The 12,102-nt window shown below is 67.7% G+C and carries 9 protein-coding genes; 7 read left to right on the top strand and 2 right to left on the bottom strand.

The window, feature by feature from the left end:
- Positions 1 to 439: 439 nt before the first annotated feature.
- Positions 440 to 2,104: an ATP-binding cassette domain-containing protein gene (locus AKJ09_RS52455; protein WP_169928715.1), complete on the top strand. Its 1,665-nt coding sequence runs from the start codon at positions 440 to 442 to the stop codon at positions 2,102 to 2,104.
- Here AKJ09_RS52455 and AKJ09_RS54075 read toward each other — a convergent pair.
- A complete protein-coding gene (locus AKJ09_RS54075) occupies positions 2,030 to 3,079 on the bottom strand; it encodes a diacylglycerol/lipid kinase family protein (RefSeq protein WP_169928714.1) in 1,050 nt (349 codons plus the stop codon). The two genes, AKJ09_RS52455 and AKJ09_RS54075, sit on opposite strands and share 75 nt — an antisense overlap.
- Positions 3,080 to 3,166: 87 nt before the next feature.
- Between AKJ09_RS54075 and AKJ09_RS54070 the strand changes: the two genes are divergently transcribed.
- The 6 genes from AKJ09_RS54070 (at position 3,167) to AKJ09_RS52420 (ending at position 11,018) form a co-directional block, all read left to right on the top strand.
- Positions 3,167 to 4,528 carry a HEAT repeat domain-containing protein gene (locus tag AKJ09_RS54070; RefSeq protein WP_169928713.1) on the top strand — a complete coding sequence of 454 codons (1,362 nt, stop codon included), beginning with the start codon at positions 3,167 to 3,169 and terminating at the stop codon, positions 4,526 to 4,528.
- Between the two features lie 32 nt (positions 4,529 to 4,560).
- Positions 4,561 to 5,571: a TRAP transporter TatT component family protein gene (locus AKJ09_RS52440; protein ID WP_146655394.1), complete on the top strand. Its 1,011-nt coding sequence runs from the start codon at positions 4,561 to 4,563 to the stop codon at positions 5,569 to 5,571.
- A gap of 136 nt (positions 5,572 to 5,707) precedes the next feature.
- Entirely contained in the window at positions 5,708 to 6,712 is a 1,005-nt protein-coding gene (gene dctP / locus AKJ09_RS52435; protein ID WP_146655393.1) for a TRAP transporter substrate-binding protein DctP, read from the top strand.
- A gap of 120 nt (positions 6,713 to 6,832) precedes the next feature.
- Positions 6,833 to 8,113: a TRAP transporter small permease gene (locus AKJ09_RS52430; protein ID WP_146655392.1), complete on the top strand. Its 1,281-nt coding sequence runs from the start codon at positions 6,833 to 6,835 to the stop codon at positions 8,111 to 8,113.
- Positions 8,110 to 9,909, top strand: coding sequence for a TRAP transporter large permease (locus AKJ09_RS52425; protein ID WP_146655391.1), 1,800 nt, complete (start codon positions 8,110 to 8,112; stop codon positions 9,907 to 9,909). Before AKJ09_RS52430 ends, AKJ09_RS52425 begins: the two co-directional genes overlap by 4 nt.
- Entirely contained in the window at positions 9,906 to 11,018 is a 1,113-nt protein-coding gene (locus AKJ09_RS52420) for a hypothetical protein (RefSeq protein ID WP_146655390.1), read from the top strand. The genes AKJ09_RS52425 and AKJ09_RS52420 overlap by 4 nt, the downstream gene beginning before the upstream one ends.
- Here AKJ09_RS52420 and AKJ09_RS52415 read toward each other — a convergent pair whose 3' ends face one another.
- On the bottom strand, positions 11,019 to 11,987 hold the full coding sequence (locus tag AKJ09_RS52415) for a formylglycine-generating enzyme family protein (protein ID WP_146655389.1): 969 nt from the start codon (positions 11,985 to 11,987) through the stop codon (positions 11,019 to 11,021).
- Between the last annotated feature and the right edge of the window lie 115 nt (positions 11,988 to 12,102).

The raw sequence follows: 12,102 nt of genomic DNA, 5'->3' as shown, positions 1-12,102 counted from the left end.
CTCTTTGACAACCTCGCCGTTCGCGGTCAGAACGGCCCTTGCTGGCCCTTGGCCCGTTCGAAGAATCCGTTCGAAGAGCCCGTTAGAGAAGAAGCGAAGAAGGGGAGCCTTCTCTCCTTTTTCGTAGCCTAGCGACTTTTCGAGGGCGCTGTCCTCGCCCGTCGCGACGCGTGCGAGTGAAAAAGTTTTGCAATTTGCATTCCGGGAGCGCGGATGTATGCGCACCTGAGTGTCTGAGATGCGTCACCACGAGGCTCGTCGCACCGAACGTACGGAATGCACGGATTCCATGTACGTGCGGACGGGACAGATGCTTCGGCGCCGGCCGGGGCTCGGTGTCGGGTTCATCGTCGGCTCCCTCTTGCACGCTTCCGGCCATGCCCTCCTGGCGGGAGCCGCTGGGGTTTTGGCCCCCGCACTCGCTGGGGGCTCGGGACCGATGGACCGACGATCCATGGATGCCATCGCGCGCTTTGGCGGTGGCGACGCGCTGCTTGGAATCGCCATCGTCGGGACCTTCGCGGCGTTGGCGAAGCTTGCCGGCGGAACTCTGGCGGCTTGGTCCGAAGCGCGGATGGCTGGCGAGGTGGCGGGTGAGCTCCGCCTCGAAGTCCTCCAAGGTGTGCTCGGACGGAGCCGCGCGTGTCGACTGGCACGCGACGGTGTTCACCGCTTGCAGCCGCCGCGACACGCCGATCATGGATCGCGGGCACAGCGTGAGCCGGGGGAAGCAAAACCCACGTTGCGCGTCGAGCGGGCGGCCGAGCTCGCCTCGCTGACGTCGCACGTTCAAGACGTCGAGCGCGGCGTTGCGCAGGGCGTTTTCGCGGAGATCCGCGCGATGGTCCAGCTGCTGCCGCTCGCGGCGCTGCTCGTGGCGCTCGCTCCTCGACTGGCTGGGAGCGCGCTCGTCGTCCTGGGCGCGTTTGCTGCCGTCGTGTTGGTGGCGCGTCGCGCTTTGAAACGGGGCAAGGTTCGAGCGGCCCACGAAGCCGAGCGCTTGCTTGGCGCCGCCGATGAAGCGGTTCGCCACGCCGATCTGTGGGCAAGCTACGGCGCCGAGCGGCGGATTGTCGCGCACGTGGCGCTTCTCGGAAGAGCGATTGCCGACAGTGCTGCTCGATTGCGTGCCCGTACGGCCGTGCTTTCGGCGACGAGCGAGGTGCTCGGCGCGATGGCGCTCGTTCTCACCATGGCTCTGGTCTCGGGTGGAATGGTCGGGGGAGTGGATCGCGGGACCATCGTGCCGTTCGCGATCGCCTTCTTCATGGCTTACCGCCCGATTCGTGAGTTTGTCGAAGCGCGGCTTGCGCGCGGCCGAGCCGAAGAGGCACTCGCCGCCGCGACGTCGGTCGCGACGACGGCAGGCGCGCGCGAGGACGACGCGGGAGACGATCGCGCGCGGGCGAAGGTCCGTGCATGGGAAGCGGCGCCGCTCGTGATCGAAGGGCTCGTGGCTCGACACGGATCGCATGCTCCGCTCTCGCTCGCCATCGATCACGGATCCATCGCCGCCATCGTTGGGCCGACCGGCATTGGCAAGACGTCGCTTCTGCGCGCACTCCTCGGGCTCGAAGAGACACGTTCGGGAACCGTGCGTTATGGAACGGCCGACCTCGGCGAGCGAGGCGTCGGTCCTGGGGAACGGCCGTTTGCGTGGGTTCCACAGGAGGCGCCGGTTCTCGGCGACACGCTCACGGCGAACGTGTCACTCGGTCGCCCCGAGGGAGCCGGCAGCGGCATCGACTATCTCGACATGCTCGGCGCCGGCGCGCTCGCCGCGTCGCTCGGTGAGGCCGTGCTGTCGTCGACGCGGGCGGTGTCGGGCGGCGAGCGTCAGTGGATTGCCGTGGCTCGGGCGCTCGCGACCGAGTTGCCCGTGCTCTTGCTCGACGAACCGACGAGCTCGCTCGACCCGACTTCGCAGGATCGCATGCTCGAGGCGCTGGCTCGGCTGCGAGGCAAGCGAACCATCCTCGTCGTCACGCACCGGCCGGAGCCGCTCGCGATCGCGGACGTGATCGTCCGCCTACGGCCTGTCGCTTCGGAGGCCGACGACGCGGATGATCGGCCCAGCGGTGATCGAAACCGCGTCGCTTCGTAGAAGCTCACCGTCGAGCACGTAAGCGCCTTCGCCCGGCGGAAAGCGCAGCGTGACCTCGTTGGCGAGCGCGTCGACGCGCGTACCGACGAGCGGCAGGCCCATGCGCACGAGGGGGAGCTGCGGGCCGAGTCGCGCCGGACCGAGCGAGCTCGACACGACGTGGAATCGTTCGAGCGATTCGCCTGCGCGATAAAGGAGCTTCATTCCCAGACCGAGATCGCGCACCACGCTTGCGCAGAGCAGGCTCGTGCGATCGAAGGGGGCGGCCGCACCATCCACCTCGATGGTGCAGCGAACGGGATCGAGGATGCGCTTGGCGAGCGCGCCTTGGGCGAACGAGCCGGCGAAGACGCGTGCGACGATGCTGGCCGCGCCGCCGTAGCCGCGCGCGCCTTCGGCGTCGTAGACCTCGAAGAAGCGCGAGACGAGACCTGCGCCGGCGATGAATCCGACGCGGCCGCCTTCCTGCGTGGTGACGCGCAGGGTGGGGCGTCGCGTGACGACCGTCCGGCCCGACGCGAGCTCTTCCAGAAAGCGCGTCACGTAGCGGGCGGCATCACGGTCGGCATTGGCGAAGAGTCCGCCGCCATGAAAGCCCCAGTTCCGGGCCACGGTGCTCACCGTGCCGCCGGGCAAAAGGCCGATGGCCGGCAACGCCTCCTCGCTTCGACCGCGCTTGGCGAAGGCCGTCACGAGTGACGAAAGACTGGCCATGTACGACCCATCGCCGCCAGCGACGAGCACGGTCTCGGGCGGTTCGCGCGCGAGCTCGTCCATGACGGCGTCGAGCTCGGCGAGGGAGCGGGTCTCGACGACGTCGAGGCGAGTTCCGAGGACGTGCCGGCCTCGCTCGATGGCCTCCCGAACGGGGCTCCGATCGCTCAGCCGGCGCGCTTGCCGGTTGAGGATGAGCGTCAGGGGCCGGGCAACCGGCTCGGCGCTCGGGGCACCCACGTTCGACACGATGTCGGTCATCCGATCTCTGGCGGTAGCACGACCGGCCCGCCCCGGACTACCGGGGTCATTTTCCGCGGCGCGAAAACAAGGTACTCCGTTGGGGGCATGAGTCGTTTTTCTCCGGCCTGGAATCGCCGCGTGCGCGTGCTCTTGGCGTCGTTCCTTGCTTCGTGCGGTCTCGCGGGGTGCGGTAGCTCGGCGATGCGCGCGGCCAGCGACGGGGACTATCCGCGGCTCCGCTCGGAGATCACGCCCGAGCACGAACGCGGAAAGATCTCGAAGGGCGAGGCGGCCGATCTGGCACGTGCCGTCGCCACGCACGAGCTCGTCTCGGCCAAGGACGAAGCGTCGGCTACGGCGCGCGTGCGCGAAAGCGAGCCCTGCGCGATGGACGTCGACGACGCCCTCGAAGCGCGCATGAAGCAGCACGACGGAGCCGGGGCGGAAGCGGCGCTGCTGCGTCTCGAAGCGGGCAACCTGTCGGAAGGTAGCGCGCGCGATCTGCTCACGGACACCGACGATCGCTGGCGTGCCGTCGGCGTTCGCACGCTGCATCGCAGCAAAGACGGCAAGGACCGCCGAGCTGCGCTTTTCGATCCCAGCCCGCGTGTTCGCCGAAGCGCCATTCGCGCCTCGGCCAAGGCGGGCGATGCGGCTGACCTCGACGTGCTGCTGGAGACCGCGCGCGTCGACCCCGAGCTGATGCTCCGCAACGAAGCCATCCGCGCGATGAGCGCCATCGTTCGCGAGGACAAGTCGAGGGCCGGGGAGCTCGCGATGCGCTTGCGCGATCTCTGGAACGCGGGCGACGACGCGGTTCGCGAAGACGTGGCCGTGGCGTGGGCGCTCTCGCCGGTGTTCGACAACGGAGGGCGTGAGGCTCTCCGCGTCCAGCTCGCGAGCGGTCGTGGTCCCGGAGCCATTGCGGCCGCCGCCGTCATCTTGCGCACGACACCGAAGGATGCGGAGCTCACGTCGTCGGCGAGCGCGCTTCTTGCGCGGACCATTGCCGAAGGCTCCGGCCGCGACCGTCTCCACGCGATCGTCTCGGCGCGTCTCGATGGAGCCGAGCTCGAGGCGTTGCGAAAAGCCGCGAAGGAAGAAGATGCCGACGTTCGCGTTGCTGCACTCGGACGTCTTCTCGCGTCGAAGCCTGATCATGACGCGGCGACCCGTGACCTCGAGACGGTGGCGGGCTACGGCGTGAAGGGCACTCCCTCGGACGATCCGCGGGCGCGCGATCTTGCCGCACGGGCGAGGCTGGCGCTGGCCTACGCCGGCGACGTGCGAATCCAGGCGTGGATCGAAGAGGACCTGCAGGCGACCGAGCCTCACCGAAGGCTCGGAGCCGCCTCGGCCCTTGCAGCACTCGGCCGGCCGTCGCGCGGTGCACCGCTCCTCGCCGACCCCGATCCGAGCGTCAGGACCCGCGCCGCCTGCACGATGATGCTCGCCGCCCGCCGTTGACAGCCGCGCTTGCACGCTCGTATAGCTCGGGCGTGCTGCGAACCAAGCTTCTCACCGAGCTTCTTCCCGTCGTGCTCGCTGCGTCGTTCGCCCTCGGATCGACCGGCTGCATCAAGAAGATGTTGATCAACGGTCAGATCTCCTCAACGCGCGAGGGAGCGGGCGCCGCCGACACCATCGGCGACTACGAGCTCGCACGCTCCGCGGCGTCGGCCGGCATGCTCCAGTTCGAGGGCATGCATCGTCTCGCGCCCGACAACGAGGACGCCCTCTATCTGCTCACCAAGGGGTGGACGGGATACGGCTACGCGTTCCCGCAAGACGACTACGAAGCGGCGAAGCTTGCAGGCGACGAAACGCAGGCCGACTACCACAAGGGCCGCGCGAAGCTCGCGTTCGATCGTGGCGTGTCCTACGGCATCGAGCTCCTCGGGCACGAGGCCAAGGGCTTCGATGACGCGAAGAAGAACGCCGACACGATGCGTGCATGGCTCAACAAAGAGTTCACCGACAAGGAAGACGCCGAGACGCTCTTCTGGGCGGGCTCGGCGTGGCTTGCTCGCGTCAACCTGATGAAGGACGACGACGAGCTCGGACCGAAATACATCGGCGAGTTGTTCGTCGGCGTGTCGATGCTCGAACGAAGCCGCGAGCTCGATCCCGCGTACATGAACTACGGCGCCACCAGCACCCTGGGCGCGTACTTCGCGTCGATGAAGCAGTTCGATCAGTCGAAGAAGCTCCTCGACGAGGCCCTGGAGAAGACGCAGCACAAGTCGCTCGGCGTCCAGGCGAACTACGCGAAGCTCGCGTGCGCGTCGGGCGACCGAGCCACCTACGAGAAGATGCTCAATGAGGTCCTCAACGCCGAGGATCCCGACCCGAACCAGCGCCTCCAGAACACGATTGCCAAGCGCCGTGCCAAGCGAGGGCTGAGCAAGGCGGCGATCGAGGAGTGCGGCTTCGGGGCGTCCCCGCCGCCCGCAGCGACACCCGCTCAGCCGCCCGCAGCGGCTCCGGCGACTCATCCGCCCACAAAATGACTCGCGATTGAATCAAACTTGCACCACGTTCGTCCGAGCGTACGGTGCCTTTTCCGTTTGGTGAGTCGGGTCGTTAGGCGCTCGTTCCTTCGAGGAGGGGCCGGCAATCGCGATTCACGCCCAGGAGGTGTGGGGAATGTTTCGAAGGTTGATAGTTCTGGTCGCGATGCTCGCGGCCACCTTCGGCGCGACGCGCTCGGCGAGTGCGGCGGAGGAGATCAAGCTCGGCACGCTCGCCCCGGCCGACTCCGCCTGGGGCAAGGTCTTCAAGGCCTGGGGCAAGGCCGTCGAAGACGAGAGCCAGGGAGCGGTGAAGCTCACGTGGTTCTACAACGGTACGGCCGGTGACGAGATCACCATGGTGGCCAACACGCGCAGCGGTCAGATCGACGGCGGCGCGTTCACGGCAACGGGGCTCTCGCAGATCTATCCGCACATCATCGCGCTGCAGTTGCCGGGCCTCTTCCCGAACTGGGAGAAGCTCGACGCGGTGCGTGAAAAGACCCGCGCTCGCTTCGACAAGGGCTTCGAGGATCAGGGCTTCCACATCCTCGGCACGGGCGACGTCGGCATCGCGCACATCATGTCGCGCGGCGCTCCGATCCGCTCGCCGGACGACCTGAAGAAGCACCACCCGTTCTACATCACGGGTGATTCCATCGGTCAGAAGTTCCTCGAGACCGTCGGCGTCGCTTCGCCGCGCGCCCTCGCGGTGCCGGCGATCCTTCCCGCGATCTCGTCGCGCGCGGAAGGCGCTATCGACGTCATCAACGCGCCCTCCATCGCGGCCGAGCAGCTGCAGTGGGCGGCCCACGTCGACCACATCAACACGATGCCGGCCGGCATCGGGATCGGCGCGCTGGTCATCAACAAGGCGCGATTCGACAAGCTCCCGGCGGACGCGAAGGCGGTCATCGAGCGTACCGGCAAGAACACCGGCAAGGTCCTGACCGACCGCATCCGCAAGATCGACCAGCAGGCCTACGAGCGCCTCAAGGGCAGCAAGACCGTGGTGGAACTCAACGATGCCGAGAAGGCCGCGTGGAACGCCGTGTTCACCAAGGTCCGCAACGCCCTCAAGGCCGAAGGCAAGATCAACGCGGACGTCTTCAACGAAGTCGTGAGCGCGGCGGGGCACTGATCCCGGGCCTCGTCGACGTTCGATGACGCCAAGTCCCCCGCGACGCCTCCGAGAGGAGCGTCTGCGGGGGATTGTCGTTTGTGTCAAAAGCGCGCGTCTCTGAGGTACCCTCCCGGGTCGATGGCCGAAGAGAACGAGCCGAAGGGCGGGGCGGGCGACGAGGGCAAGGAAAAGCCCGAGGCGGCAAAGGGCTCGAAAGCCTCTTCTCAAACGAGCGCGCCGAGTGCGCAGGAGCTCGATACGCCTCCGGCGGTCTCCGCTGTGCAGGTTGCCGAAGGGCGCAAGGCCGCATGGGCCGCGCCGTTCGCTCGGCTCGATCGCGGATGGACCCGGCTCGATGCACGGCTCTGCGCGGGCGTGCTCGTCGCCGAGATCCTCACGCTCGTCTTCTGGATCGCGATGAAGTCGCTCGCGAGCACCGGACGCGGCGGTCCCGGACTCGTCTTCCGCTGCCTGGTAACGGCGACGGTCTTCGGCGGCGTCGCGCACCTGATCACGCGCAGGATGGACACGGGCGATCCGCGTCGACTCAAGGCCCAGGGCATCAACACGGCCGCCGTGGTTCTGGGCGGCGTGCTCGGCGCCACGTGGGGCGAGGCTGGGACGGCCTACTTCGGCAATCTGCTTGCATGGATGCAGAATGCATCCATTCTCGTCTTCTTCGGCGGCGCCAGCGAAGTGGCCAAGCGCCTGACGCTCTGGCTCGCGCTCCTCGGCGCGTCCGTCGCCACCGGGCAGGGTAAGCACATCAACGTCGACGTCGTGATGCGCTTCCTCTCTCCGCGCGCACGCGTGCCGGTGGCCGTGCTCGGCTGGCTCGCCGCGGCGCTCGTGTGCTTGTGCGCGATGTGGGGTTTCTTCGATCACGTCGCCATCGCCGACTACCGCATCGCGCCCACGATGCCGTGCCCGCAAGACACCACGAAGCGCTGCAACACGCCGCCGAGCGAGAAGATCGACAGGGTGTGGAGCACCACCAAGAAGGATCTCTTCCTGGCACGGCGCCAGATCTCGCTCGACCTGAAGACGCTTCCGAAGGTCCTCACGGGAACGCCCTACAACGAGTCGCTCACGCCGAAGGAATGGAACGCCTGGCTGCGCGAAGGCAATTGGGAGAGAGAGTTCGACCCCGAGGCCGTCAAGGCGATGGAGCTCCCCGAAGACGGCTCGGGCGGTGACTACCGAGCGCCCGCCGTCACGTCGTATCCCGGCGGCTCGGAGCAGATCCACAAGCTGCTCATCCGCGAGCTGAACTTCGTCGTGGCCTTCGGCCTGCTCGTCATCGCCCTTCGCTTCGTGCTGCGATCGCTCCTCGCCATCGGCGGTTGGGTCGATGTCGACCCGAACGCCGTCCACAGTGACGACGAGCTCGTTCACGCGCACGAGGAGGCGGCACGATGAGCGCCGCGGCCTCCAACGTCTCTCCCAATCCGCGCACGGCGAAGATCACCTTCGGCATCCTCGGTGCCGTGGTCGCGATCATGGGGGCCATCGGCGGCGCGGCCGTGGCCCTCGTCGTTGCCCTCGCGCTCCTCGGCATGCCGCTCTTCGCGGTCATGGGCGGCGCCACCGAGCTCGCTTGGCTCTTGCACGCCGATCCGGATCAGCAGGTCTTCCGGCGTCTCGCTCCGGAGGTCTTCGGCTCGCGCTTCGCCGGCTCGCCGATCCTGACCACGATTCCGCTCTTCACGTTCGTCGGCTACCTGATGGCCGAGTCCAAGACGCCCGAGCGGCTCGTGCGTACGGCCACGGCATGGGTCGGCTGGCTTCCGGGCGGTCTCGCGATCGTGTGCGTGCTCGCGAGCGCCGTCTTCACGCTGTTCACCGGAGGCAGCGGCGTCACGATCATCGCCGTCGGCGGCTTGCTCCTCCCTGCGCTCCGCCAGAAGGGGTATTCCGAGAAGTTCGCGCTCGGCCTCGTGACCACGGGCGGTTCGCTCGGCCTGCTCTTGCCGTTCGCGCTGCCGCTCCTGGTCTACGCGATGGTGACGGGCCTCGATTTCCAGCTCGTCAACAAGGCGGTCATCGCGCCCGGCCTGCTCGTGCTCGGCTTCTTCGTCGCGTACTCGGCGTGGATCGGTACGAAGGAGAAGATTCCGCGCACGCCCTTCGACCTCCGCGAGGCCCTCTCCTCGACGTGGGCCTTCAAGTGGGAGATCGGCGTCTTCGTCCTGCTCGTCGTGTGCATCCTCACGAACACGGCGGAGATCGACGAGGCCGCGGGACTCGTTGCGCTCTACACGCTTTGCATCGAGTGCTTCGTCTACAAGGACCTCTCGATCAAGAAGGACCTCGTCCGGGTTGCCAAGGCGTCGATGGCGCTCGCCGGTGCCGTCATCCTCATCCTGGCGATGGCGAACTCGCTCACGAGCTACGTCGTCGATCAGCGCCTGCCCGATCGGGTGCTCGAGGCGATGCTTCGGGTCGGTCTCGACAAGACCTGGCAGTTCCTGATCGTGATGAACCTGTTCCTGCTCGTGCTCGGCATGATCATGGACGGCTTCAGCGCGATCCTCGTGGCCGTGCCGCTCATCCTGCCCTTCGCGGCGCACTTCGGGCTCGGCCCGTTCCACGTCGCGATCATGTTCGTGCTGAACCTGGAGCTCGCGTTCTCGTGCCCGCCGATGGGCCTGAACCTCTTCATCTCGAGCTTCCGGTTCAATCGCCCGGTCGTGAGCCTCTATCGGATCGCGGTGCCGTTCGTGGGCCTGCTCGCGGCGGCGCTGCTCGTGGTCACCTACGTACCTAGGCTCTCGAACGCGCTGGTCCTCGGCGACATCCAGGAGTGGCGCGACAGGGCCGCGCGCGAACACCGAACGCCGCGCGAAGCTTGGCGCCTCGAGTGTGTGCAGCAGGATCCGTCGAATCCGCTTCCGTGCTCGGAGGAGGACAAGAAGAACTTCCCGAACGGGCAGATGCCCGAACCTGCGGCAGCACCCACCGTCGTCAACGACGCCGGCGCGGCGCCGTCCGGGGAGGAGGAGGACATCGAGTCGCTCATCTCCGGCAAGGACGCGGGAGCGCCGAAGGCCGAAGCGGGCACGAACCCCGAGTCCGAGGACGACCTCGAAGGGCTCATCAAGGGAGGCGGCGGAGCCGCGGATGCGGGGGCCGACGCAGCACCGAAGAAGCCCGCGCCGGTACCGGGGCACGAGACCGAGGACGAGCTCGAGAACCTCATCAAGGGCGGCCATTGACGCGCGCACGCGGGAGCCTCGACGCTTTCGCGTGCGTCTTCGTTTTGGCGAACGGGCTCGTCGTCGCGTGCGGCGCACCCGAGCGTGACGTCGTTCCTTCGCCGGTGACGCCCGCCGAAGAGCCCGTGCGCACAGCGCCGCCGCCGGTGATGAGTGCCGCGTCGGCGGAGAACGCTCCCGACGCGGCAGCGCCGGCCCCGAGTGCTCCTCCTGCACTTCCGCCGAGGCGCCGCGAAGAGAAGCACGAAGCACGGACGACGTCGTTCGGGCCGGGACCGGTCGAGCCTTCGGCACCTCACGCGTTCAAGCTCGCGGCGAACCTCAAGGCCGCGCGAGCGTCGCCGAGTGGGAAGAAGACGCTCGAGATCTTCTCGCTCCTGCCCGAGACGATTCTCACGAAGCAGCGCACGGCGGTGGACCCCTTCGCCGACGGCGAATGGCTGCTCGTGTACGGCGAAGACGTCGACGTGCCGGGCAACAACGTGAACGCCGTTCGTCACGGCAGGCCGGCCGTCGAGGTCTCCGGCGCGATCGCCAAGGCCGGCTTTCTTCCGCTCGAGGAGGGACCGAAGGGCGCCGTGCGAACGGAGCTCTTCGACGTGCGCGACGCGCTCTTCTCACCCACGCCGTCGCTCTTGGTCATGGCGCCGCGTGATCGCGCCAAGGAAATCTCGGTGGCGCTCGTGAGGCCGGTCGATCCGGGGTTCAAGAGCGGTGAGCTCGCGCGCGTCTTCTTCAAGGAGCCCTGGCGCGCGACGTCGATCTTGCCGAAGTCACTCTCCGACGCGCTCGTCGTCGTGCGACCCGCGAGCGACGATGGCCTCGACGTGTCCGCCGAAGCAACGTGCCCCGACGAGGCGGCGTGCAAGGAGATTGCCGAGGGCCTTCGTCAGCGGGCAGCGCGAATGAACTCGCTGATGGTTCGCGTGGCCACGCGCGGCCTGCTCATCCCGCTCACCGTCGAGGGGAAACCTGGAGGGGAGGGAATTCGCGCGGAGGGAACGAAGCTTCGCGCATCCGTGCATGCTGCACCCGATCAGGTGCAGAGCATTCTCAACTTCGTGCGCGCCGCGCTCGGACTGCCCGCGGCCGATCCCGGATCGCCCTGATCAGGGCGCGTCGAGGGCGTCGCGGCAGCAGCGGAACCCCAGGTCGTCGCCCCAGCTCGAGGCGGGCGGGTGAAAGGAGTCGCCGGGCGCGCAGCTCAGGTCGGTCGTCAGCGGGTCGCCCGTCGCGGGCGGGGTGCTGTTGAATGCGCCGCCCACGCAGACGCATGACCTGTTCGCGCCCCCGTCGTCACATGCGTTGATCCACTCGCGAACGTTGCCGCTCATGTCGAAGAGCGCGGTGGAGGCCCCTTCACAGCCTGTGAAAGATGCGACGGGCGCGATGCCTGCGTCGAGGGTCTTGTCGTTGCACGCGCCGGCCACGTAGGCCGTTCCGTACGGAAAAGCGCGCGTGCCGTTCTTCGAGCACGCCGCGGTCCACTCGACTTCGTTTGGCGCGGCGTATCCGATGACGGGACCGCCGCCGATTTTTCCGCAAAGGCGCTTGCCGGCCCAGTCGCAGTACGCCCGAGCATCGCACCAGTCGACGCAGGTGACGGGATACTGGCCTCGCGTTGTCGGGGCGTGCTGGCCGCAACCGTTGACGGGAGCGAGCGAGAGATTGTTCGCGCACTCGGCGGGCTGACCGTAGCTGCCGCCCGTTGCATCGAGGAATTCCTGGTACTGCGCCTGCGTGACCTCCGTGGAGTCGATGCAGTACGCAACCTTCGCCACCGACTCGACGAGCACCATCGCGGCGCCCTTTCCGGGGCATCGCGTGTTCGCGGGGGCATTGCCATCTCCGGTGCCACCATCACCGTCGTCCGACGTGTCGCTGCGTCCGTCAGGATCGTGCGCGGCATCGAGTCCGTCGGTGCGCAGCGCGTCCCCAGCGAGACCGTCGGTTTTGGTCAGCGAGCAACCACCGACGCCCACGACCAAGGCGACGAGGCACGCGCCCGGGCCCAGGACGCGCGCACGGATTCGACGTTTGCTGACTCCGTCTTTGGTCGACGATTCGAGTGGGAGCACTTCCCTTGACGCTATCGAATCTCGAGCGTGATGCGAAATGGCCCGTTCGCGGACCTGCTTGTTGTCGATCTCTGCGACACGTCCGACCGGATGGATTCGTTCCGTCTCGTGCTCG

Origin of the sequence: Labilithrix luteola (genome assembly GCF_001263205.1) — a bacterium.
Lineage (GTDB): Bacteria > Myxococcota_A > Polyangia > Polyangiales > Polyangiaceae > Labilithrix > Labilithrix luteola.
The sequence above is the reverse complement of the archived record's forward strand: the minus strand, read 5'-3'. Positions and strand labels throughout refer to the sequence as shown.